This is a genomic window from Cupriavidus sp. F041 (genome assembly GCF_057814235.1).
Genome location: NZ_JBVASY010000002.1, coordinates 4,117,502 through 4,140,787 on the forward strand (window position 1 = coordinate 4,117,502; position 23,286 = coordinate 4,140,787).

The 23,286-nt window shown below is 64.1% G+C and carries 18 protein-coding genes; 1 reads left to right on the top strand and 17 read right to left on the bottom strand.

Annotated elements, in window-relative coordinates:
* The first annotated feature begins 607 nt into the window (after positions 1 to 607).
* A complete protein-coding gene (locus ACZY0R_RS36370; protein ID WP_488865308.1) occupies positions 608 to 1,447 on the top strand; it encodes a hypothetical protein in 840 nt (279 codons plus the stop codon).
* Between the two features lie 136 nt (positions 1,448 to 1,583).
* On the opposite strand, the gene ACZY0R_RS36375 is transcribed toward ACZY0R_RS36370, so the two are convergent.
* From ACZY0R_RS36375 to ACZY0R_RS36455, 17 genes are all read right to left on the bottom strand, one after another.
* Complete coding sequence (locus ACZY0R_RS36375; protein WP_488865310.1) at positions 1,584 to 2,735, bottom strand: branched-chain amino acid ABC transporter substrate-binding protein; 1,152 nt, start codon at positions 2,733 to 2,735, stop codon at positions 1,584 to 1,586.
* A 145-nt stretch (positions 2,736 to 2,880) separates the two neighbouring features.
* Entirely contained in the window at positions 2,881 to 6,888 is a 4,008-nt protein-coding gene (gene putA / locus ACZY0R_RS36380) for a trifunctional transcriptional regulator/proline dehydrogenase/L-glutamate gamma-semialdehyde dehydrogenase (protein WP_488865312.1), read from the bottom strand.
* 183 nt (positions 6,889 to 7,071) lie between these two features.
* The gene (locus ACZY0R_RS36385) at positions 7,072 to 9,399 is read right to left on the bottom strand and encodes a primosomal protein N' (RefSeq protein WP_488865314.1); all 2,328 of its coding nucleotides are present in this window, start codon (positions 9,397 to 9,399) and stop codon (positions 7,072 to 7,074) included.
* A gap of 571 nt (positions 9,400 to 9,970) precedes the next feature.
* Entirely contained in the window at positions 9,971 to 11,068 is a 1,098-nt protein-coding gene (gene hemE, locus ACZY0R_RS36390) for a uroporphyrinogen decarboxylase (protein ID WP_488865316.1), read from the bottom strand.
* Positions 11,069 to 11,184: 116 nt separating this feature from the next.
* A complete protein-coding gene (locus ACZY0R_RS36395; RefSeq protein ID WP_488865318.1) occupies positions 11,185 to 12,141 on the bottom strand; it encodes an alpha/beta hydrolase in 957 nt (318 codons plus the stop codon).
* A gap of 59 nt (positions 12,142 to 12,200) precedes the next feature.
* A complete protein-coding gene (locus ACZY0R_RS36400) occupies positions 12,201 to 12,623 on the bottom strand; it encodes a CoA-binding protein (protein ID WP_488866381.1) in 423 nt (140 codons plus the stop codon).
* A gap of 5 nt (positions 12,624 to 12,628) precedes the next feature.
* Positions 12,629 to 13,615, bottom strand: a complete 987-nt coding sequence (locus ACZY0R_RS36405) for an RsiV family protein (RefSeq protein WP_488865320.1) — start codon at positions 13,613 to 13,615, stop codon at positions 12,629 to 12,631.
* 786 nt (positions 13,616 to 14,401) lie between these two features.
* Positions 14,402 to 14,818 (bottom strand): F0F1 ATP synthase subunit epsilon, encoded by a 417-nt coding sequence (locus ACZY0R_RS36410; RefSeq protein WP_045242252.1) that lies wholly within the window; start codon positions 14,816 to 14,818, stop codon positions 14,402 to 14,404.
* Positions 14,819 to 14,957: 139 nt separating this feature from the next.
* Positions 14,958 to 16,361, bottom strand: coding sequence for a F0F1 ATP synthase subunit beta (gene atpD / locus ACZY0R_RS36415; protein WP_488865323.1), 1,404 nt, complete (start codon positions 16,359 to 16,361; stop codon positions 14,958 to 14,960).
* Between the two features lie 33 nt (positions 16,362 to 16,394).
* Complete coding sequence (gene atpG, locus ACZY0R_RS36420; protein WP_045242250.1) at positions 16,395 to 17,270, bottom strand: F0F1 ATP synthase subunit gamma; 876 nt, start codon at positions 17,268 to 17,270, stop codon at positions 16,395 to 16,397.
* Positions 17,271 to 17,344: 74 nt separating this feature from the next.
* Entirely contained in the window at positions 17,345 to 18,886 is a 1,542-nt protein-coding gene (gene atpA, locus ACZY0R_RS36425) for a F0F1 ATP synthase subunit alpha (protein ID WP_045242249.1), read from the bottom strand.
* Positions 18,887 to 18,938: 52 nt separating this feature from the next.
* On the bottom strand, positions 18,939 to 19,478 hold the full coding sequence (locus ACZY0R_RS36430) for a F0F1 ATP synthase subunit delta (RefSeq protein WP_488865326.1): 540 nt from the start codon (positions 19,476 to 19,478) through the stop codon (positions 18,939 to 18,941).
* Positions 19,479 to 19,480: 2 nt separating this feature from the next.
* Positions 19,481 to 19,951: a F0F1 ATP synthase subunit B gene (locus ACZY0R_RS36435; protein WP_441632228.1), complete on the bottom strand. Its 471-nt coding sequence runs from the start codon at positions 19,949 to 19,951 to the stop codon at positions 19,481 to 19,483.
* A 99-nt stretch (positions 19,952 to 20,050) separates the two neighbouring features.
* Positions 20,051 to 20,317 carry a F0F1 ATP synthase subunit C gene (atpE, locus tag ACZY0R_RS36440; protein ID WP_006157246.1) on the bottom strand — a complete coding sequence of 89 codons (267 nt, stop codon included), beginning with the start codon at positions 20,315 to 20,317 and terminating at the stop codon, positions 20,051 to 20,053.
* Between the two features lie 63 nt (positions 20,318 to 20,380).
* Entirely contained in the window at positions 20,381 to 21,244 is an 864-nt protein-coding gene (atpB, locus tag ACZY0R_RS36445; protein ID WP_488865329.1) for a F0F1 ATP synthase subunit A, read from the bottom strand.
* Between the two features lie 246 nt (positions 21,245 to 21,490).
* The gene (locus ACZY0R_RS36450) at positions 21,491 to 22,027 is read right to left on the bottom strand and encodes an ATP synthase subunit I (protein ID WP_045242246.1); all 537 of its coding nucleotides are present in this window, start codon (positions 22,025 to 22,027) and stop codon (positions 21,491 to 21,493) included.
* A gap of 344 nt (positions 22,028 to 22,371) precedes the next feature.
* Positions 22,372 to 23,274 carry a ParB/RepB/Spo0J family partition protein gene (locus tag ACZY0R_RS36455; RefSeq protein ID WP_488865331.1) on the bottom strand — a complete coding sequence of 301 codons (903 nt, stop codon included), beginning with the start codon at positions 23,272 to 23,274 and terminating at the stop codon, positions 22,372 to 22,374.
* Positions 23,275 to 23,286 lie beyond the last annotated feature (12 nt).

Sequence of the window (23,286 nt, forward strand, 5' to 3'; positions counted from 1 at the left end):
CCGTCCGCCAATGTGCGCAAGCTACCGTCCGCAAATCCGCGGACAATATCGTTGCGATAAGTTTGTCATCGACGCCTACACACCGCTTACTTAGTAACGGAAATTCGACAATGTGGACCGCACTGTTCAGGTCCACGACACCGGAAAGCCTTTTCAGCCGGCTAAATGAGAGAGGCATCGAAGTAGGGAAAAAGTAACACCACGCCAAAACGCTCATGAAGATGCGACTCGCTGTCGGTACTTTGGCCGCCATTTCGTGCCTACTGGGGATAGACTCCTTAACTTCTGAAAGCTCGTCCGAAAAGGAGAATCCCCCTACATCGGCATCCCGCCGGCGGGTTATTACTGCGCCGGCTTCCTCCCCCCAGCAAGGTAGGATCGAGACGACGGCTCCGAATCATGCTTCCATGCTTCGCTATTTGAAGGCACCGGTCTTGAAGGCCTTCGGCACCACACGGACAAGATAACTTCGGATCCCGCCCTCACACCAGAGCAAAAATTCGATTTCCTTTGGGCAGACTTCCAGGATGCGGGGCGCCGCCCGATTGTCGCCAAATTTTTGCTTGACACGATGAGGCTGCTGCCACTTCGGGCCACGGCCGAAAGAGTGTCAAAAATAGAAGGCGCCTTATATGGGAGCATTCACGAGCAGCAGGTCAAACGCGCCCTGGTCAACCTGTTGGCGTCGCGATATGAAACTAATGAAGCGTTGACCCTCACGGAGCAATCTCGCCTCGGTGTCAACCCTTTGGTTGCAGCCACTCTCGCAAAAGCCGCTCGCTCGCCGGACACTGAAATTTCGCATCAGGCCGTCATACAATATACGCGAATCGGTTTTTTCCCCGACACGCTTCCGATCCTGAATGCGGCTTTGTCAAATGGCGCAATAAGTCGCGCCGAATACACCAGGGAACTGCGTTTCCTCCTGCCCTTGATCCAGGAACCCGAGGCACAGCGACTCGCGCTACAAGCTATTACGCATTCAGGCGTCCCGGGTGGGCTCACTGCAGAGGATCTGGCAACCGTGGTGCTTTTGCCTCATGCGCTGTCATCGCTGCACTCGGACACACTGAGCCAAATCCAGAAACATCTCGCGGAGAACCAGCCAGTTTTCCCGGACGCCCTTGCCACAATTGATTTCCTCGACTTGGTCCGCTACAGCGATTGGTTGTCTGCCATCGCAGCGATCGAAGCAAGCCTTTCAGGCCGCAGCACGATAGATCGCATCGCTACCGTTGTCATGCAAGAGGGGGCCGATCCGCGTGGACTTCTCGCCGTTGTCGCGTCTCCCGCAGCGGAAGCGGTAACGCGGACATTGGCGCAGCGCGGGCAAACAGCAGCCGCGCAACAAAAGCTCGCCCTGCTTTCATTGGAAGTCCCCAACGATGTCGCCATGGCGCGCATGATCAGAGAGGCGCAAGACATCATCGGGCGCCGGCCGCCGTAAAGCGGGGCGATCGCATGCCCTGCGACGCGGAGCCATCAGCATGCTGGACGTCGTCGGGCACAACGTAAGAAAACGCCGTCCCAAAGGGACGGCGTCAGATAATAGCCGTTGATCACTCCTATTCTGGAGTCATAGCTTACTTGCCGCCAACCGTCTCCAGCACGGTCCACTTGCCGCCAACCACCTTGTAGACGGTGATGCCGCCGTCCTTCAGGTCGCCACGCGCGTCGTAGGCCAGCGTCTTGGTGGTCACGCCTTGCATGTTGGTGGCCGCCAGCACCGGCAGGTAGCGCGCCGGATCGGCCGAGCCGGCCTTGATCATGGCGGTCATCATGGCCGTGGCGCCGTCAAAGGCGTACGGCGAGTAGGTCTGCACCTTGCCGCCGAAGCGCTTCTCGTACTTTTTCTCGTAGGTAGCGCCACCGGGCATCTGCTCCAGCGGCAGGCCGGCCAGCGATACTACCGTGCCCTCGGCGGCAGGGCCGGCCAGCTTCAGGAAGTTGTCGGTCTTCGACATTTCGCCCGATACCACCGGCGACTTCATGCCGAGCTCCTTGACCTGCTTGGCCATCGGCGCGGATTGCGTTTCCGCGCCGCCGAAGAAGATCACGTCCGGGTTGCTGCGCTTGATATTGGTCAGCACGGCCTTGAAGTCCACCGCCTTGTCGTTGGTGAACTCGCGGCGCACGATCTTGCCGCCTGCTGCCTTGGCCGCCTTCTCGAACTCGTCGGCAAGGCCCTGGCCGTAGGCGGTGCGGTCGTCGACGATGGCGATGTTCTTGGCGCCCAGCTTCTTCACCACGAAAGCACCGATCACCGAACCCTGCTGGGTGTCGGAGGTCATCATGCGGAAGGTGGTCTTGAAGCCCTGGCGGGTGTACTCAGGCGCGGTGGCCATGGCGATCTGGGGAATGCCGGCGCGGTTGTAGACCATCGAGGCCGGGATGCTGGTGCCCGAGTTGAAGTGTCCCAGCATGCCCTGGACACCGTTGTCCACCAGCTTTTGCGCCACGACCGAGCCGGTCTTGGGGTCGGCCGCGTCGTCTTCGGAGAGCAGTACGAACTTGACGTCCTTGCCCCCGATCTTGGGCTTGGTGGCGTTCATTTCCTCAATGGCAAGGACGATGCCGTTTTGCATGTCCTTGCCATATTGCGCCTGGCCGCCGGTCATCGGCGCGGCAAAACCCAGCTTGATTTCCTGCGCCTGGGCGAAGGCGGCCGAGGTGGCGCACAGGCCTGCAACGGTCAGGGCAACGGTCAGGGCCGTCTTGTGGAAAGTCGAGTTCATCAGTTCTCCTTGGTGGCTTTTGAATAGCCTTGCTGCGCTTTTGGACGCGTCCGGGTGTGGCGCGAAACGCTCCCCCGATTTTTCAAATACGCGAGGTCTGCGGGATCGCCGCTGCCTCGCGTCGCTTCGATCAACGGTCGGCCGGTCAGCCGATCGTCATCAAACTGGCATTGCCGCCCGCCGCCGCCGTGTTGACGGACAGCGAACGCTCGATCAACAAACGCTCGATGGCCACATTCGGTTCACCGTGAGCCAGGCCTTGCACCGAAATGATCGGCCCCTGACGCGTGGCCAGTTGCTCGCACACGGTGCGCAACTGGTCGGAATCGCCGTGGTGCAACACCGCGTCGAAATTCGTGTCGCCGGCAGCCCAGTCGGGCACCAGGCGGACGCGCGATTGTACTGCCTTGGGCAGCCGTGCAAACAGAGCCCGGGCCATGGGGCTTTCGGGCCATACTGCCTGGCTGCCGGCGGCCAGCACGGCTGCCAGCTGGGTGGCCAGGTCGGCCTCCTGCTGGGCCAGGCACAGCACGGCCGCGCGCGGCAGCAGCGTGTAGGTGTTGCGTTCGCCGGTCGGGCCGGGCAACGTGACCGACAGGCCGGCTGGCGAGGCGGCCGCAAATCGTTCGCACACCGCCGCCAGTTCGGGTAGTGCCGCGCCCTCGCGCTGGGCCCATTCCTTGAGCGTACCCAGTGCATCGGCCAGCGTGCGGCGCACCGGGCTGGTTGCATCGGCGCCGCCGAGCGTATCGGAGGCGCGCACCACGCGGGCCACGGCGTCCTGCGGGCAGACCGACAACAGGCGGTGCAGGTAGAGCGGGCCGCCGGCCTTGGGACCGGTGCCGGACAGGCCTTCGCCGCCAAAGGGCTGCACGCCGACCACCGCGCCGACGATATTGCGGTTGACGTAGAGATTGCCCACCTCCGCCCGGTCCACGATGTGTTCGATGGTCTCGTCGATGCGGGTATGGATGCCCATGGTCAGGCCGTAGCCGGTGCCGTTGATCTGATCAAGCAAGGTGTCGAGCCCGGTGCGCGGATAGCGCACCACGTGCAGCACGGGGCCGAAGACTTCGCGCTGCAACTCCTCGATGCTGTCGAGTTCGATCAGCGTCGGCGACACAAAGGTGCCGTTGCGGCAGGCGGCGCTGGCCGCGCCGTTCGGATCGGCCTGGTGGACGCGGCGGCCCTTGGCGCGCATGGCGTCGATATGGCGCACGATATTGTTGCGCGCTTCCTCGTCGATGACCGGGCCGACGTCGGTCGACAGACGGTCCGGATTGCCCATGGTGAGTTCGTCCATGGCGCCCTTGAGCATCTCCAGCACGCGGTCGGCCACTTCTTCCTGCAGGCACAGCACGCGCAGCGCGGAGCAGCGCTGGCCGGCGGAGTCGAAAGCGGAATTCACCACGTCGCCCACCACCTGTTCCGCCAGCGCGGAAGAATCGACGATCATCGCGTTCTGGCCACCGGTCTCGGCGATCAGCGGCACCGGGCGGCCGGCGGCGTCCAGCCGGCCGGCCACGCTGCGTTGCAGCAGGCGCGCCACTTCGGTGGAGCCGGTGAACATCACGCCCTTGACGCGGGCGTCGCCCACCAGCGCGGCGCCCACGGTCTCGCCACGGCCCGGCAGCAACTGCACCGCGCCGGCCGGCACGCCGGCTTCGCGCAGCAGGCGCACGGCCTGGGCAGCGATCAGCGGCGTCTGCTCGGCGGGCTTGGCCAGCACCGTATTGCCGGCGGCCAGCGCGGCCGCGACCTGGCCGGTAAAGATGGCGAGCGGGAAATTCCACGGGCTGATACAGACCACCGGCCCCAGCGGGCGGTGGGTATCGCTGGAGAAGGTCTCGCGTACCTGCGCGGCGTAGTAGCGTAGGAAGTCCACGGCCTCGCGCACTTCGGCGATGGCATTGGAGAAGGTCTTGCCGGCCTCGCGCATGATGATGCCCATCAGGGACTGCATCTGCGCTTCCATCAGTTCCGCCGCGCGTTCGAGCGCGGCCGCACGGACGTCCGCCGGGGTCGCCTGCCAGATCGGCGCGGCATTGACGGCGGCCTGCAGCGCGGTTTCCACCTCAGCCATGCTGGCTTCGGTGACATGGCCGACCACGTCACGCAGGTCGGACGGATTGCGCACAGGCGCAGGCTGGCCGGTGTCCGCGCCGGCAGCGGCTTCCACGCCCAGCAGCGGCACGGCACTGACGGCCTCGCTGGTACCGGCCAGCAGCGCCGAGGACAGCGAGGCAAGGCGATGTTCGTTGGAAAGGTCGATACCGGCGGAGTTGGGCCGCGATTCGCCATAAAGGTTGCGCGGCTGCGGGATACGCGGATGCGGCAGGCCAAGCGCGCCTTCCTCGGCGTGCATGCGCTCGACCACGGTGACCGGATCGGCCACCAGCTCGTCCAGCGAGATGGTGTCGTCGGCGATGCGGTTCACGAAGGACGTGTTGGCACCGTTTTCCAGCAGGCGGCGCACCAGGTAGGCGAGCAGCGTCTCGTGCGTGCCTACCGGCGCGTAGATGCGGCATGGACGGTTGAACTTGCCGTCGGCCAGTGGGCCGACCACTTGGTCGTAAAGCGGCTCGCCCATGCCGTGCAGGCACTGGAACTCGTACTGGCCGGGATAGTAATTGTGGCCGGCGATCTGGTAGATGGCCGCCAGCGTGTGGGCGTTATGGGTGGCGAACTGCGGGTAGATGGCGTCCGGCACCGACAGCAGCTTGCGCGCGCAGGCCACGTAGGACACGTCGGTATAGACCTTGCGGGTGTAGACCGGATAACCCTCCAGCCCGTCCACCTGGGCGCGCTTGATCTCGCTGTCCCAGTACGCGCCCTTGACCAGGCGGATCATCAGGCGATGGCGGCTGCGGCGTGCCAGGTCGATCAGGTAGTCGATCACGAAGGGGCAGCGCTTCTGGTAGCCCTGCACCACGAAGCCGATGCCGTTCCAGCCTGCCAGCTCGGGCTCGAAGCACAGGCGCTCCAGCAGGTCGAGCGAGATTTCCAGGCGGTCGGCTTCCTCGGCGTCGATATTGATGCCGATGTCATACTGCCGGGCCAGCAGGGTCAGGGACTTGAGGCGGCCATACAGTTCGCTGACCACGCGCTCGTGCTGCGCGCGGCTGTAGCGCGGATGCAGGGCCGAAAGCTTGATCGAGATGCCGGGGCCTTCATAGATGCCGCGCCCGCGCGAGGCCTGGCCGATGGCGTTGATGGCCTGCTCGTAGGAGGCCAGGTAGCGCTGCGCGTCGGCCTCGGTCATGGCCGCCTCGCCCAGCATGTCATAGGAGTAGCGGAAGCCCTCGGCTTCATACTTGCGTGCGTTGGCGAGCGCCTCGGAAATGGTCTCGCCGGTGACGAACTGCTCGCCCATCAGGCGCATCGCCATGTCCACGCCCTTGCGGATCAGCGGCTCGCCGCCCTTGCCGATGATGCGGGTGAGCGCCTTGGACAGGCCGGCCTCGGTATGGGTGGCCACCAGCTTGCCGGTGAACAGCAGGCCCCAGGTCGCGGCGTTGACGAATACGGACGGGCTCTGGCCCAGGTGCGACTGCCAGTTGGCACCGCTGATCTTGTCGCGGATCAGCGCGTCGCGGGTGGCTTTGTCGGGAATGCGCAGCAGCGCTTCGGCCAGGCACATCAGCGCCACGCCTTCCTGCGAGGACAGCGAGAACTCCTGGATCAGGCCCTGTACCAGCCCTTCCCGGCCCGTGCCGACCTTGCGTTCGCGCAGCCGCGTGGCCAGGGTCCGGGCCATGGCCAGGGCGGCTTCGGCCTGTAGGTGCGGCAGGCGGGCCTGTTCCAGCAGCACCGGCACGCACTCGGGTTCCGGGCGGCGGTAAGCGGCGGTGATGGCGGCACGCAGCACCGACTGCGGCTGCACGCTCTGGGCAAACTCCAGGAAGGCTTGCACCGCGCCTTCGCCGGTCCCCGCGTCGAAGCCGTCGGCGCCATCCGCCGCACCCTCGCCTCCCATACCCATACCCGCAGCACTGGTCTCATGCGGGACATTGCCTCGCTCGACCTGCTCCAGATACGTAAAGATTGCCTGCTTGATCAGCCAGTGCGGCGTGCGGTCGATTGACTGGGCAACGCGCTTGAGGCGCTCGCGGGAGGCGTCGTCGAGTTTGACGCCAAGGGTGGTGGTGGCCATGCGCTTGATTCTCCGTAAGACGCGAACGCTGGTTCCCGATACCGCGAGGAAACCTGCAGATGGCGCGATCATACTCTGGGGCAAACCAAAGGTGCAACTAGGTACAACCACCCATGCCAATCCGAAAATGTAGGTTGCACCGTACCTGGCGCTGCGCTGGCCTCAGCGCGTTCCGGAACGGACTCAAATTCGCAGCGGATCGATCTCCAGCTGCCAGCGCACGCCCTTGGCATCGGCCATTGCATCACCGAAAGTTTGTACCCACTCGCTGATAAACCGCTGCAGCGCAAGGCGTGATGTACTCTCTACCAGCATCTGCGCACGCTCCCGGTTGAATACGCGCACCATCGACATCGGCACCGGGTCATGGAGTTGCACCTCCGGCGCCATGGGGCACGCATCTGCGCGGTTGCGCGCGCTTTGCAGGAAAGCCAGCGCGCGTTCCAACTGGGCATGCTCGGCCGTGACCAGCACCTGGTAAGCAAACGGGGGCAACCCGGCCTGCCGGCGCTCGCGCAACTGCGTAGCAGCGAATCCATCATAGTCATGGCGTACCAATGCCTGCAATGCCGATGCGTCGGGATAGCGTGTCTGGATCAGTACTTCGCCGGCCAGCCCTGCCCTTCCCGCGCGGCCGGCCACCTGCATCAGCGAGGCGAACAAGTGCTCGGCGGCGCGGAAATCATGGCTGAACATGGCGGCGTCGGGATGGACGATGCCGACCAGCGTCACACGCTGGAAATCGTGCCCCTTGGCCACCATCTGGGTGCCGACCAGGATGTCGACCTCGCCCGCGTGCACTTCGTCGAACATGGCCTGGGCGCTGCCCTTGCGGCGCGTGGAATCGGCGTCGATGCGGGCAATGCGCGCTTGCGGGAAACGCGCGGCCAGAGCCTCCTCGATGCGCTGGGTGCCCCGCCCGAGCGGCGCGACGTCCACGTTGCCGCAGTCCGGGCAGTGATGCGGCACCGGTGACTCCAGCCCGCAGTGATGGCAGCGCAGGCGGCGCTCCGGCCGGTGCAGCACCAGGTAGGCAGAGCAGCGCGGGCAGCCGGAGAGCCAGCCACAGCTGTCGCAGGCCAGTACCGGCGCATAGCCGCGCCGGTTGAGAAAGAGCAGGCTCTGCTCGCCACGCTTCAGGCGAGCCTCGATGGCATTGAGCAAAGGCACCGACAGGCCTTCGTAGAGCGCGCGCTGGCGCTGGCGCTCCTGGTTGATATCGATCAGGCGCACCGTGGGCAGCGTGGCGTCGGTCTGGGCGCGCTCGCGCAGCACCAACTTGCGGTAGGTGCCCTGCTCGGCGCGCCACCAGGACTCCATCGACGGCGTGGCAGAGCCCAGTACCACCGCGGCGCCGAGCTGCTTGGCGCGCCATACCGCGAGGTCGCGGGCCGAGTAGCGCAGGCCTTCCTGCTGCTTGTAGGAGGTGTCGTGCTCCTCGTCGACCACGATCAGCGCCAGGTGCGGCAACGAAGCCATGACCGCCAGGCGCGTGCCCAGCACGATGCGGGCCTCGCCGCGGTGCGCGGCCAGCCATTGCAGGGTGCGCTCCTGGTCGGCCAGGCCGCTGTGCAGCACCGCCAGCGGCAGATGCGGGAAGCGCGCTGCAATGCGACCTTGCAACTGCGGGGTGAGGTTGATTTCGGGCACCAGCATCAACACCTGCGCCCGCGCATCCCGCGCCAGCACCTCGGCCATGGCGTGCAGGTAGACCTCGGTCTTGCCGCTGCCGGTCACGCCGTGGAGCAGGAAAGGTGAGAATCCCGTGGCCTGCACGATCGCCTCCACGGCCACGCGCTGCTCTTCGTGCAGCGGCGGCGCGGCCGACGGCTCGCTTGCCGGTGGCGTGCCCAGCAAAGGCTGGTCGGCACGCTCGGAGGTCACCCAGCCGGCCTCGGCCCACTCAGCCAAGCGCGACGGGGCGGCGCTACACAGCGCGCGCGCCTCGGCGGCGGATACCGCCTGTCCGTCTTCCGCGGCGGCTACCAGCGCCTGTGCCAGCGCCAGCACGGTACGCGCACGCGCCGGCACCGCCGCCAGCAGGGCCGCGCCTTGCCCCGGGACTGCGCGGTAATGCTCGCTGCGGGCACGCAGGGCCAGCCGCGCCCAGCCGTCGGCTTCGCGCAGCGCGGGAGGCAGCGCGGGCAACATGACTTCGCCCAGGCAGCGGTGATAGTAGCGGGCGGCAAACGCCGACAGTGCGATCCAGTGCGCGCCGAGCGGCGGCAGCCAGTCCAGGTGCTGGGCGACGGGACGCAGGCGCTCGGCAGGCACGTCCGAGTGCGCCGAACGCGATACCGCCACGCCCACCAGCATGCGGCGGCCGAACGGCACGGCCACCAGATCGCCAGGCTGCACGTCGTGGCCGGCAAGGTAGTCGAAGACGTCGTCGGCTGGCGTATCGAGCGCCACTTGCACCAAGGCGAGCGGGGCGTCATCCCTGCCAGCAACGCTTGCCGGTGCCGCTGCCGCTGCCGGCCCGGCTTCCCCGGGGATCGCCGGTGACGTCACACTGCGCCTCCCGATCCGGACACGGGGCGCAGCAGCAGGTACGTTCCACAATGGGGCAAAGAGGCCCGAAGCGTGTGCAGACCGGCGCCAGGCCGCTTTTCAGCTAAATTAAGTGTGCGGCGCAACATCAACTTAAAGTAACGCTTCAAATGTGCCCCTAAGTCGATGATAGATGGCTGGTTTTCCCGGCCTCGGGCACCGCCTGTGGATAACTTTGTTGAAAACTCGCCCGGAGTTCCCGCAAACGCCCGTAAAACAAGGCTCCCATGGGCATTCCAACCCGACCCTGCCCGGATGCAATCCCTTGTAAATCAAGGACTTGCAGACCTCCCTCAGATGAGTTAAGGACTAACCCGCTCTTGCACTGCGGAAAACCCATTGATGTGCATAAGTCAAGCCTTGACAAGCGCGAACCAGCACCGAAAGGGCGAAATATTGCAAAATAGTTTACTTGACAGCGCTTCTTGCAAGCCTCACCCGGCACGCGGGCATCCCTGCGCGGCGCGCTAGGCCTGCTCGCTGCGCCGCACAGATGGCAGCCCTGGGCGGGTGGGAAGACGTGCACCCCCTGTCACCTCGCGGCGACACGCAGCTGCCGGCTGTAGCGATGTACCTCGTCCACCAGCACCGTCACATTCTCAGGCGGCGTGAACTGGGAAATCCCGTGACCCAGGTTGAAAACGTGACCGTCGCTGCCGCCGCCGGCGGCATAGCTGTCGAGCACGCTGCGCACCTGCTCGCGAATCGCGGCCTCCGGCGCAAACAGCACATTGGGGTCGATGTTGCCCTGCAGGGCCACCTTGCCACCAGTCCGGCGGCGCGCCTGGGTCAGGTTGACCGTCCAGTCCAGCCCCAGCGCATCGGCGCCGATGCCGGTGAGTTCTTCCAGCCACAGGCCGCCGCCCTTGGTGAACACGATGGCCGGCACCTGCTGGCCGTCGTGCTCGCGCTTCAGCCCAGCCAGCACCTGGCGCATATAGGCCAGCGAGAAGGCCTGGTACATGCCATCGGCCAGCGTACCGCCCCAGGTATCGAACAGCATCACCGCCTGCGCGCCAGCCTCGATCTGCGCATTCAGGTAGGCCGCGACTGCCGTGGCGTTGATCTCCAGGATGCGGTGCATCAGGTCCGGGCGGCTGTACATCATGGCCTTGACCGTGCGGAAATCCGAGGAGCCGGCGCCTTCCACCATGTAGCAGGCCAGTGTCCAGGGGCTACCCGAGAAACCGATCAGCGGCACGCGCTGGCGGCCGTCCTGCACCAGGGCACGGCGGATCTCGCTGACCGCGTCGAACACATAGGAGAGCGAGGCCATGTCCGGCACCGCCAGCTTCTTGACGTCGCCCTCGGTACGCAGGGGATGCGCGAAGCGCGGCCCTTCGCCTTGCGCGAACGACAGGCCCAGGCCCATGGCGTCGGGCACGGTAAGGATGTCGGAGAAGAGGATGGCCGCGTCGAGCGGATAGCGCTCGAGCGGCTGCAGGGTGACTTCGGTCGCGTAGGCCGGGTTCTTGGCCAGGCCGAGGAAGCTGCCGGCGCGGGCGCGCGTGGCGTTGTATTCGGGCAGGTAGCGCCCCGCCTGACGCATCAGCCACAGCGGGGTGTACTCGGTGGGTTGCCGGCGCAGCGCGCGCAGGAAGGTATCGTTCTGCAATGCGGTCATGGTCATCCTCGTAAGACCGCCATTTTACGGGATGGCCAGTCGCTGCCGGCAGTCTTGTGGCTGGCTCGGGACGGCAGGCGTTGCGCGTGGGCTCCGGCAGCCACCCCGCCGGGGCCGTCTGCTCAGATATCCGCCGCCAGTTCCTTGAAGGCCTGCGCGGCGCGGCGCATCCATTCGCGCGCGCGCGGGACATCGGGCTGCAGGCGGGCAAAGCCGTGCGTCATGCCGCTCGCTTCCAGCGTGATCACCGGTGCGCCGTAGCGCACCAGGTAATCGGCATAGGCCAGGCCGTCGTCGCGCAGCACGTCGTGAGCGGCGACCATCACTACGCTGGCCGGCGGCAGATGCTTCGGCGCGGCGCCCATCAGGTGGATGCGCGTGTCTTCGATGGCAGCGCCTTCGGCGAGGCGCCCGGCACCGATGAATTCGGTCCAGAACCAGGCCATTTCGTCGCGTGTGAGGCCAGGACCATCCGCGAAGGCGCGATAGCTCTCGGTCGCCAGCACAGGTGCCGTCACGGGATAGACCAGCAACTGGGCGTTGATCAGGCCCGGACGCGCATGCGCATTGGCCCAGCGCGCCGCCTGCGCCGCCAGGTGGCCGCCCGCGCTGTCGCCGGCCACGGCCAGGAAGCCCGCGTCCAGGCGCAAGCGCACGCGCTGCTCGGCGAACCACAGGACGGCTTCCAGCGCGTCGTCGCAAGGCGCCGGAAATGGAAATTCCGGCGCCAGCCGGTAATCCACGCTCGCGACCGCGCAGCCCGTGTCGGCAGCCAGCAGCGCTGCCACGCTGTGATGCGTGTCATGCGAGCCGACCACCCAGCCGCCGCCATGGAAGTAGACGATCAGGCGCGGCTCGGCCACGGCCTCGGGCCGGAACAGGCGCGCGGCCAGGGTGCGTCCCGGCAGCGGGATCTCCAGATTGGAGGCAACGATGCCTTCCGGATCCGGCATGATCGAGGTGGCTGCGATCTCGGCGAAGCGTGCGCGGCGGCCCGCCGCATCGGCCGGCGTGGGCTGGCCGGCGTAGCGCTCGGCGAGACGGCGATAGTAGTCGAGGAGCTGGGGATCGATGGCCATGGCTGCTTGCGAGTGGAATTTGTCTGGTTTGTGCTTGACCGGCTAGAAGTGTAGCGGGATCAGGACGCGAGGCGCATCAGCTCGATCTTGCTGCAGCGGTCCTGTACCGCCAGCAGGCCCGCGGCGCTGGCCCGGCCAAAGGCGACGTCATTGACGATGCCGAGCTGAAGCCAGACGCCGCGGGCGCCGATCGCGATGGCGTCCTCGACCACCGGAGGCACGTCGGCGGCGCGACGGAAGATATCGACCCATTCGATACGCTGCCCCGACTCAGCCAGCACCGCGGCGGCGTCGGACAGGCTCGCGTGGCAGGTTTCCCCCAGGATGCGCTCGCCGGCATGGCGCGGGTTGACCGGCACGATGCGGTAGCCGTGGCGCTGCAGGAAGGTAGCCACTTCGTGACTGGCGCGGTCGGGGTGGTCGGAGAGGCCAACCACAGCCACGGTCTTCATCGCCAGCATGCTGTGTATGGCCTGATGCATCTCGCTCACGTCTGTTCCTTCTCGTTGGGTTCCGGGGATTTGTCGCGGCCGGCGGCAGGTGGGCGGGCACAACTGCCCAGCCGCGCGAAAGGCACCGCCACTTGGTATGCACCCTGTGCAAACGACCCTACCGCGTAAGGTGCATAGTGCATTACCAGGCCACCGCGGTACAGGGTAAATGGAGTGCGCGTATCACGCAGGGCTTGCACATCGAGCGCGCCGCGTTCGGGCTCGGCCGCGCCCTGCCGCTTCAGCGCGGCCTGCAGTTCGTCGTTGAGTTTTTGCAGGCAAGCCTCGCCCGGCTGCAGGAGGTCTGCGAGCCGGACAGGCGTATAGACAGTCCGGGCAGGCGCCGCGGATGCCGCAGATGCCGCAGATGTGGATTCGGCAATATCGCGCCGCCAGGTACCGCCGACAAAGTCGAGACTGCCGTGGGCACCGCCGCTATAGCGCCAGGTGGTACGCAGCGGGCTGACGGCGCCGCCGTCGAGGCGCATCAGTTCGATCCCGCTGCGGCATTCGTGCTCGCCCTCACCGCATCCGCTGTCACGCAACGAAGCAATCAGCGCATCGAGTCCAGGGCGGCCAGTCTCCGGAAAGCGTTCGGTAAGTTGCGCGCCTGCCACTTTCACGGTGCGTTCGCGGTAGATCGCCTTGCGGGTCAGCGACAGTGTCTGCCGGCGGGTGCCGTCGATACTCATCCATTGCCCGGTTGCACTCAGCCCATCGGCGGAGACAGTGCCTTCGAAACGTGCACCATCGCGGGGCTCGGGATACTCAGCCGCCGCCTGGACGTCGTCGCGCTCGCGCAGGCTCAGGCGACCCTGCGCTGTCAATTGGCCATCGAGTTGACGAGGTGCAGCGGCAAGCATCGAATCGTAACGGGCCGTTCCTTCGACCCGGTCAGTCCCGGCGCGCGAGAAAATCGTCAGCGCTACCCGCGCGCCGCCTTCAAGCTCGCCTTGCCACAGCACGCCATTTGGCGCTTGCAACTCGGCTGCGCAAGCAAGGCCACTAGCAAACAGGGAAGCGGTTGACAGCGCCGCAATGCCAAGCTGGACAAGGCCTCTCGCGGTATGTGCGGGAGCAGGAGCGACGGGGGAAAAAGCTGAGTGAGGCGGCATGGCAATCGATGGCCGAACCGCAAAGCGGATGGCGAGTTCAGCGAAATCTATCGGACCCGCGCCACGTGGTGATGTTCCCGCCGCCTGGCGGCGGCGCAGATGCAATGCGCGCTAAAACGCCTATTTAGACGCTTTTTAAGTTACCGCGCTTTCAACTTCTTGCAAACCGATACATTTTGTTACTGCCATCCCCAAAAGTTTCCCCCACAATGCTTTAACACAATCAGTTTTTGTGAAAGGCGTTCCCTCCCCCAAACAGAAAGGGAGGGCGCATTGAAGAAAGCCTAAGGAAGCATTCCCATCTAGATTAACCGGATCGCAGACGATGCTGCGGTCGGTGTACCAGGTTGAGATGATGTTGGCGCGTGCCGGTTCTGGCTGGTTGGATCGTCTGAATGCGATCAATACTGCCCGACCGGATGTTGGACCACCAAGAAAGTGGTTTGCGCCTGTTGGTTGACCTGGACCTTACCCGTTCCTTCGAATTGACCCCTCGAAGGGATTTTCCCGTCCGCGCGGAGCCTCCCCGGCCCGCGCGCTTTTTTTTGTCCTGAGCCGACAGAATAGTCGTTGGGATTCAAAAAAGGCAGCCTCGCGGCTGCCTTTTTTTCGCCGCAGCCAAAAAAACAACAGCTGCGGTGGTGCTACTTTTTCTTACCGTTTCCGACGCAGGCGCGCGATGGCAGCCAGTTGCGCAGTAGCAACAGCCAGCTCGCCTTGCGCACGTGCCAGGTCGAGATCGCTGCTCTGGTTCTGCATCAGCTCCTCGGCGGCGCGCTTGGCTGCCTGCGCCTTGGCTTCGTCGAGGTCGCCGCCGCGGATCGCGGTGTCCGCCAGCACGGTGACGTGCTTGGGCTGGACTTCGAGAATCCCGCCGGCCACGAACACGAACTCTTCGCTGCCGTCTTCCTTCTCGATGCGCACCGCGCCCGGCTGTATACGCGTAATCAGCGGCGTATGGCCCGGCAGGATACCCAGCTCGCCCGACTCGCCCGGCAGCGCCACGAACTTCGCCTGACCGGAGAAGATCGACGATTCGGCGCTGACGACGTCTACAAGAATGGTTGCCATGTGAATTCCTTTAGTCCCTGAAAGCTTCGGCTTCCCGTTGCCAGGAAGCTAGTATTCCGCCCTCAGCCTGAGCGCGGCCGCCGCCGACATTGCTGTCCACGGCAACCGCCACTACAACGCTGAAAGCGAAAGACGCCGCTTACTGGAGCTTCTTGGCCTTCTCGAAGGCTTCGTCGATCGAACCGACCATGTAGAACGCTTGCTCCGGCAGGTGATCGCACTCGCCGTCCACCAGCATCTTGAAACCACGGATGGTTTCCTTCAGCGGCACGTACTTGCCCGGCGAACCCGTGAACACTTCCGCAACGTGGAAGGGCTGCGACAGGAAACGCTGGATCTTACGAGCGCGCGACACAGCCTGCTTGTCTTCCGGCGACAGTTCGTCCATGCCCAGAATCGCGATAATGTCGCGCAATTCCTTGTAGCGCTGCAGCGTTTGCTGAACGCGGCGGGCCACGTCATAGTGCTCCTGACCCACGACTTGCGGGTCGAGCTGACGCGAGGTCGAGTCGAGCGGATCGACGGCGGGGTAGATACCCAGCGCGGCGATGTCACGCGACAGCACGACGGTCGAGTCCAGGTGCAGGAAGGTGGTAGCAGGCGACGGGTCGGTCAAGTCATCCGCAGGCACGTACACGGCCTGGATCGACGTGATCGAGCCGGTCTTGGTCGAGGTGATGCGCTCTTGCAGCTTACCCATTTCCTCGGCCAGCGTCGGCTGGTAACCCACTGCGGAAGGCATACGGCCCAGCAGTGCGGACACTTCGGTACCGGCCAGCGTGTAGCGGTAGATGTTGTCGACGAAGAACAGGATGTCACGGCCTTCGTCGCGGAACTTCTCGGCCATGGTCAGGCCGGACAGTGCCACGCGCAGACGGTTGCCCGGCGGCTCGTTCATCTGGCCGAACACCATGGCCACCTTGTCGAGAACGTTCGAGTCCTTCATTTCGTGGTAGAAGTCGTTCCCTTCACGGGTACGCTCGCCCACGCCGGCGAACACCGACAAACCGCTGTGCTGCTTGGCGATGTTGTTGATGAGCTCCATCATGTTCACGGTCTTGCCGACGCCGGCGCCACCGAACAGGCCAACCTTACCGCCCTTTGCGAACGGGCAGACCAGGTCGATCACCTTGATGCCGGTTTCCAGCAGGTCGACTGAAGGCGACAGTTCGTCGAACTTCGGGGCCTTCTGGTGGATCGCGCGCCGCTCGTCCGATGCGATCGGGCCGGCGTCGTCGATGGGACGACCCAGCACGTCCATGATGCGGCCCAGGGTGCCTTGACCAACCGGCACCGAGATCGCGGCGCCGGTGCTCTTCACCGCCATGCCGCGGCGCAGGCCGTCCGACGAACCCAGGGCAATGGTACGCACCACGCCGTCACCCAGCTGTTGCTGCACTTCGAAGGTCAGGCCCTTCTCGGCGAACGAGGCTTCGTTGCTCTCTTCCAGCACGAGCGCGTCGTACACCTTCGGCAGCGCGTCGCGGGGGAACTCGATGTCCACCACGGCGCCAATACACTGCACAATATTTCCGATACTCATTTCGTATCTCCGATAGCTTGAATACTTGACGCCTTAGACGGCTGCGGCACCGCTGACGATTTCCGACAGTTCCTTGGTGATCGCTGCCTGACGGGTCTTGTTGTAGACCAGTTGCAGTTCGCCGATCACGTTCTTGGCGTTGTCGGATGCAGCCTTCATGGCCACCATGCGCGCCGACTGCTCGGACGCCATGTTTTCGGCCACGGCCTGGTACACCAGCGCTTCGACGTAGCGGACCAACAGTTCTTCCACCACGGTCTGGGCGTCGGGCTCGTAGATGTAATCCCACGAGTAGGCGCGCTTTTCATCTTCGGTCTGGGCAAACTTGTCGGCGGGGAGCGGCAGCAGCTGCTCCACCATCGGCTCCTGCTTCATCGTATTGATGAACTTGGTGTAAGCCAGGTACACAGCATCCACCTCACCATTGGTGTAGGCGTCGAGCTGGACCTTGATCGCACCGATCAGTTTTTCCAGATGCGGGGTGTCACCGAGCTGCACCACGTGCGAAACCACCTTGGCGCCGATGCGGCCCAGGAACTGCATGCCCTTGGAACCAATGGCGGTGCTTTGCACCTGCACGCCGCGGCCTTGCAGGTCACGCAGCTCATTGGTCACCGCGCGCAGCACGTTCGTGTTCATGCCGCCGCACAGCCCCTTGTCGGTCGTCACCACGATCATGCCGACGCGCTTGATGTCGCGCGCCACCATGAAGGGATGCTTGAACTCGGGGTTGGCTGAAGCCAGGTGCGCCGCGATATTGCGCACTTTCTCGGCGTAAGGACGGGCGTTACGCATCCGTTCCTGCGCCTTGCGCATCTTGGACGCGGCGACCATCTCCATCGCCTTGGTGATCTTGCGCGTGTTTTGCACGCTCTTGATCTTGGTTCGAATTTCTTTCGTTCCGGCCATATCTTCCTCTCCATTCGTGCTGCGGCGGCACCGTCATGGCAACGGTGCCGGCGCAGTTTCGTGGAATTGCGCGGTTAGAACGCGGCGGACTTCTTGAAATCCTCGATCGCGGCACGCAGCGCGGCTTCATCTTCCTTCGACAGATCCTTGGTATCTTCGATGCGGTTGATGAGGTCGGCGTACTTGGTCTTCAGATGGTCGTGCAGGCCCTTCTCGAACGCGAGAATGTCCTTCACTTCCACGTTGTCGAGGAAGCCGTTGTTGGCTGCGTACAGCGACGCGGCCAGCTGCCACACCTGCAGCGGCAGGTATTGAGCCTGCTTGAGCAGTTCGGTCACGCGGCGGCCGCGCTCGAGCTGCTTGCGGGTGGCATCGTCCAGGTCGGAAGCGAACTGCGCGAACGCAGCCAGTTCACGATACTGGGCCAGGTCGGTACGGATACCGCCGGACAGCTTCTTGATGACCTTGGTCTGGGCGGCACCACCAACGCGCGACACCGAGATACCGGCGTTGATTGCGGGGCGGATACCTGCGTTGAACAGGTCGGTTTCCAGGAAGATCTGGCCGTCGGTGATCGAGATCACGTTGGTCGGCACGAAGGCGGACACGTCGCCAGCCTGCGTTTCGATCACGGGCAGCGCGGTCAGCGAGCCGGTCTTGCCGGTCACGGCACCCTTGGTGAACTTTTCGACGTAGTCGGCGTTCACGCGGGCTGCGCGCTCGAGCAGACGCGAGTGCAGGTAGAACACGTCGCCGGGGTAGGCTTCGCGGCCCGGCGGGCGGCGCAGCAGCAGCGACACCTGGCGGTAGGCCCAGGCTTGCTTGGTCAGGTCGTCATAGACGATCAGCGCGTCTTCGCCGCGGTCGCGGAAGTACTCGCCCATCGTGCAGCCGGCGTAGGCAGCCAGGTACTGCATGGCGGCGGAGTCCGAAGCCGTTGCTGCGATCACGATGGTGTACTCCATCGCGCCCAGTTCTTCGAGCTTGCGCACCACGTTGTTCACGGTCGAAGCCTTCTGACCGATTGCCACGTAGACGCAGAAAACGCCCTTGCCCTTCTGGTTGATGATGGCGTCGACAGCAACGGCGGTCTTGCCGGTCTGGCGGTCGCCGATGATCAGCTCGCGCTGGCCACGGCCGATCGGCACCATCGCGTCGATCGACTTCAGGCCGGTCTGCACCGGCTGGCTAACCGACTGGCGTGCGATCACGCCAGGGGCAACCTTCTCGATCACGTCAAATTCCTTGGCGTTGATCGGGCCCTTGCCGTCGATCGGCTGGCCCAGCGTGTTGACCACACGGCCCAGCAGTTCCTTGCCAACCGGCACTTCCAGAATGCGGCCGGTGCACTTGACCGGGTCGCCTTCGGAAATGTGTTCGTAGTCACCCAGCACCACGGCGCCGACAGAGTCGCGCTCGAGGTTCAGCGCGAGGCCGAAGGTGTTGCCGGGGAATTCCAGCATCTCGCCCTGCATCACGCCGGACAGGCCGTGCACGCGGCAGATACCATCGGTCACGGAAATCACCGTGCCGGTGTTGCGCACTTCAGCGTCAGCGCCAAGACCCGAGATGCGGGACTTGATCAGCTCGCTGATTTCTGAGGGGTTCAGTTGCATCACAATGCTCCTAATTCTTCAATCCGTCGGCCGGTATGCGCGCTTACGCGCATCATGCGGTCAGCGCCACTTGCATTGCTGCCAGGCGCGCACGCACGGAGGTGTCGAGCACTTCGTCGCCGACCTTGACGCGCACGCCGCCGATCAGCGACGGGTCCACCGCAACCGAGGGCTGCAGCTTGCGGCCGAACTTGCGTTCGAGCACGGCGACGAGGTCGGTCAGGGTTGCGCCCTCGATAGGGAAGGCACTCGTGATCTCGACATCTGCCGACCCTTCACGGTCGTTCTTGAGCGCATGGAACTGCTCGGCGATTTCCGGCAATACCGACAGGCGGTGGTTCGCCGCCAGCAGGTTGACGAAGCGCTTGGCCTCGTCGTTGACCGGAGACTTCAGGGCCGACAGGAACAGTGCGATCAGCTTGTCGCCTTGCACGTTCGGATCGCCAGCCACCGCCTTCATGTCGGGATTGGCGGCAACTTGCCCCATTTCCGACACCAGCTCGGACCATGCATCCAGATTGCCGCTCGACTCGGTCGCGACGCGGAACAGCGCCTCTGCGTAGGGACGGGCAATGGTTGCGGTTTCAGCCATGATTAGAGCTCAGCCTTGAGTTGATTGAGCAGATCCGCGTGGACCTGCGCGTTCACTTCGCGCTTGAGGATCTGCTCGGCACCCTTGACGGCCAGCACGGCGACCTGGTCGCGCAATTGCTCGCGCGCGCGGGTAACTTGCTGATCGGCTTCGGCCTTGGCCTGGGCAATGATGCGTGCGGCTTCTGCCTGGGCGTTCTGCTTGATCTCGTCAGCCGTCAGCTGGGCGCGCTTCTCGGCGTCGGCGACGCGTTGGGCACCTTCGGTGCGGGCTTCGGCCAGGGCCTGGTCCACACGCTTGTTGGCGAGTTCGAGCTCAGCCTTGCCTTTTTCGGCGGCGGCGAGGCCATCGGCGATCTTCTTTGCGCGTTCGTCGAGCGCCTTCACCAGCGGCGGCCAAATGAATTTGGCAACTACCCACCACAGGATGAAGAACACGACCATCTGCGCAAGAAACGTTGCGTTCAGATTCATGGTGTGTTCCTTTCGGTAATCAAACTACAGATAAATGCGCAAGGGCGGCCAGGCTAAGTGGCCCGCGCCGCCCGTCAGCATCATGCAGACCGAAAAGAATTACTTGATGACAGCCAGCAGCGGGTTGGCGAATGCGAACAGCATTGCAACACCAACACCGATCAGGAATGCTGCGTCGATCAGGCCAGCCAGCAGGAACATCTTGGTTTGCAGCGGGTTCATCAGCTCGGGCTGACGTGCGCACGCTTCGATGTACTTGCCGCCCATCAGGGCGATACCCAGGCAGGCGCCGATTGCGCCCAGACCGATGATGATGCCGATACCGATGGCGGTCAGACCCTGGATGTTGGCGAGATATGCTTGCATGACGACTCCTTTAATTGAGAAGAGACTTAGAACCAAAAAACCGAAAAACCGAAAACCTGAAAATCAGTGGTGATCGTGAGCCTGGCCGATGTACACCAGCGTCAGCATCATGAAAATAAAGGCCTGGAGCAAAACGATCAGAATGTGGAAGATCGCCCAGACAGCACCGGCCAGTACGTGACCGACGAAGCCCAGCGCGGACAGGTCTGCGCTGAACGTCCAGATGGAACCCAGCAGCGCGATCAGCAGGAACACCAGTTCGCCGGCGTACATGTTGCCGAACAACCGCATGCCCAGCGAAACCGCCTTGGCCAGGAATTCGATCAGGTTCAGGACCAGGTTGAACGGGGCCAGGTACCACTTGGCGCCGAACGGGGCCGACAGCAGCTCATGTGCGAAACCGCCCGCGCCCTTGATCTTGAAGCTGTAGTAAATCATCAGCACCAGCACGGCGCATGACATGCCCAGCGTGCCGTTCAGGTCGGCCGTGGCAACGGCGCGATGGTGCGGCAGGTGGATGTGGAAGATGCCCAGCAGGCCGTTCAGGCCGGTGACCCAGTCGACCGGGATCAAGTCGACGGCGTTCATTACGGTGATCCAGCAGAACACCATCAGCGCCAGCGGAGCGATGAAGGAACGGTCGCCGTGGATAATGCCCTTGGCCTGGTCGTCGACCATCTCGACGATCATTTCGACGAATGCCTGGAAACGGCCCGGCACGCCAGCGGTGGCGCGGCGCGCTGCGGCATACAGGAACAGGCAGGCGATGGCGCCGCACAGTACCGACCAGAACACGGTGTCGTAGTTGATGATGCTGAAGTCAACTACGGAGGCTTGCTTGCCGCCGATCGAGTTGAAATTCTGCAAGTGTTCGGCGATATAGCCGGAGGGGGTGAGGGCCTGTTCGGCGCCTTGAGCAGCTGACATGTCGAAACGAACCGTAATATTGCGAAACCAGTTGCCGGCATTTTGCCGGTACGCTTCTTGCACCGCCTTCAGCATGATTTGCTGGTCACCGCGGGCAAGCTCGTTTGAACCTTATCTGCGCCGCGCTTCACTGTTGTGACGCGCCACGCCAAAAAACTCTTGATATTCTGTTTTCGTGCCCCACTTCGACGAGAAGCACACTTATTCGATCTACTGCGCCTGGCCACCTTGCCCTGAGGCACACCCTCAGCGGATCGCCAGCGCCACCCAGTAGGTCTTGAGCGCAAGCAGGAACGTGACCAGCATCGGAACCCAGCGCAACTCGCCGTACAGCACCACCACCAGCACAAACAGTGCTGCGGTGGCAAACACTTTGATCGCCTCGCCGACCACAAGCCCGCTGATCGAGGGACGCTCGCGCGACATCCAGAGGCGCAAGGCGAAGAAGCCGCTGGGCACGAAACATACCGTGCCACCAAATAGTGCGGACCAACCCGCCGCCCCGGCGTTGCCGCCGGCAAACAGTCGCCAGGCAATGGCCGACAAAACAGTAACCGCCACCTGCGCCAGCACGACCCTGCCGGGCGTCATGCGCGAAGGGCGCAGCGCGCGCTCGCCGAACAGCGTTTCCGCCTCGACGCGCGACAGCGGATCGACCGCCTCTTCCTCGCGCTCCGCCTCGTCGTCTTCCCAGGTTTCCCAGGCTGCATTACGTGCGACTTTAGGTGCGTTACGCGGCTGCCGGTCTTTATCCTGACCAGCATCATGACGATCTGAAACCACCTGCGTATTGCCTCTGCTTGTTGTTTAATCCGACCCGGAACTTTTCTGGACCGGCCGGAATTCAAACCGCACGATTTTACGAGGAATGCACCATGCGAGTCAATCTGCTTACAGACTCCTTGCAACAGTCCGCATTCCGCTTGCAATCTCCACGCGCCCATAGTGCGCGCACGACCGACTGCCTCCAATAACGCGCCAGGTAATTGAAGCGCCTTGGGACAGCAGCGCACCATGGTCGTTTAACGCCCTTGCGTGGCGCTTACGAAGGGATCATCGCGGCCGGCCCGTGGCACTAAAACCACGCAGCCCGGCCGTTAATCGCGCACTATTTTTGGGAAGCCCACTCAGGCGGGAGACTGGCTCTCGCCTGGCTCGCGCAGGCGTGTCAGCACACCGTCGAGCGCATCGTTGCTGGTGAAGTGAATGGTGAGCTGGCCCTTGCCGCGCGTGCCCAGCTTGATCTGCACGGCCAAGCCAAGCACGTCGGATAGTTCTTCCTCAAGGCGCGTCACGTCGCGCGCCGGCGCGCCGTTATTTGGTTTCTGCAACCTCAGGTCCAGGGGCTTGAGGGTGGAGGCTACCAGCTTTTCGGTCTCGCGCACCGACAATCGTTTATTAATGATCTGATTGGCGAGGGTGATCTGGTTGGCGCCGTCGACGGACAGCAACGCGCGCGCGTGCCCCATGTCGAGATCGCCCGCCATCAGCATGGTCTGTACCGGCTGGGCGAGGTTCAGCAGACGCAGCAGGTTGGATACCGCGCTGCGCGAGCGCCCTACCGATTCCGCCGCCTGCTCATGCGTGAAATTGAACTCGCGCACCAGGCGCATGATGCCTTGCGCTTCTTCCAGCGGATTGAGGTCTTCGCGCTGGATATTCTCGATGAGCGCCATCGCGGCGGCGGCTTCGTCTGCCACGTCCTTGACCAGCACCGGCACCTCGTCGAGCCCAGCGATCTTGGAGGCGCGGAAGCGCCGCTCCCCGGCAATGATCTCGTAGCGATCCGGCTCGGCCACGCGACGCACCAGGATGGGCTGCATCAGACCCTGGGAGCGGATGCTCGCGGCCAACTCCTGCAACGCGCCCTCATCCATGCGTGTGCGCGGCTGGTACTTGCCGGGCTGGAGCTGATCCAGACGCAGCACCGAAGGCGCGCCCTCCTGCTTGACGGCATCGACAATTTCGGCCGGCCCACCCAGCAGGGCTTCCAGTCCGCGGCCCAGGCCCTTCTTCTTCACGGTGCTCATCTCGGTATCCTG

Coding starts and splice junctions, on each gene's coding strand:
- atpB (WP_488865329.1), bottom strand. CDS start 21,244: ATGTCAGCTGCTCAAGGCGCCGAACAGGCCCTCACCCCCTCCGGCTAT.
- ACZY0R_RS36435 (WP_441632228.1), bottom strand. CDS start 19,951: ATGAATCTGAACGCAACGTTTCTTGCGCAGATGGTCGTGTTCTTCATC.
- atpE (WP_006157246.1), bottom strand. CDS start 20,317: ATGCAAGCATATCTCGCCAACATCCAGGGTCTGACCGCCATCGGTATC.
- atpD (WP_488865323.1), bottom strand. CDS start 16,361: ATGAGTATCGGAAATATTGTGCAGTGTATTGGCGCCGTGGTGGACATC.
- ACZY0R_RS36400 (WP_488866381.1), bottom strand. CDS start 12,623: ATGCATCAGGCCATACACAGCATGCTGGCGATGAAGACCGTGGCTGTG.
- putA (WP_488865312.1), bottom strand. CDS start 6,888: ATGGCCACCACCACCCTTGGCGTCAAACTCGACGACGCCTCCCGCGAG.
- ACZY0R_RS36430 (WP_488865326.1), bottom strand. CDS start 19,478: ATGGCTGAAACCGCAACCATTGCCCGTCCCTACGCAGAGGCGCTGTTC.
- atpA (WP_045242249.1), bottom strand. CDS start 18,886: ATGCAACTGAACCCCTCAGAAATCAGCGAGCTGATCAAGTCCCGCATC.
- ACZY0R_RS36455 (WP_488865331.1), bottom strand. CDS start 23,274: ATGAGCACCGTGAAGAAGAAGGGCCTGGGCCGCGGACTGGAAGCCCTG.
- ACZY0R_RS36395 (WP_488865318.1), bottom strand. CDS start 12,141: ATGGCCATCGATCCCCAGCTCCTCGACTACTATCGCCGTCTCGCCGAG.
- hemE (WP_488865316.1), bottom strand. CDS start 11,068: ATGACCATGACCGCATTGCAGAACGATACCTTCCTGCGCGCGCTGCGC.
- atpG (WP_045242250.1), bottom strand. CDS start 17,270: ATGGCCGGAACGAAAGAAATTCGAACCAAGATCAAGAGCGTGCAAAAC.
- ACZY0R_RS36375 (WP_488865310.1), bottom strand. CDS start 2,735: ATGAACTCGACTTTCCACAAGACGGCCCTGACCGTTGCCCTGACCGTT.
- ACZY0R_RS36410 (WP_045242252.1), bottom strand. CDS start 14,818: ATGGCAACCATTCTTGTAGACGTCGTCAGCGCCGAATCGTCGATCTTC.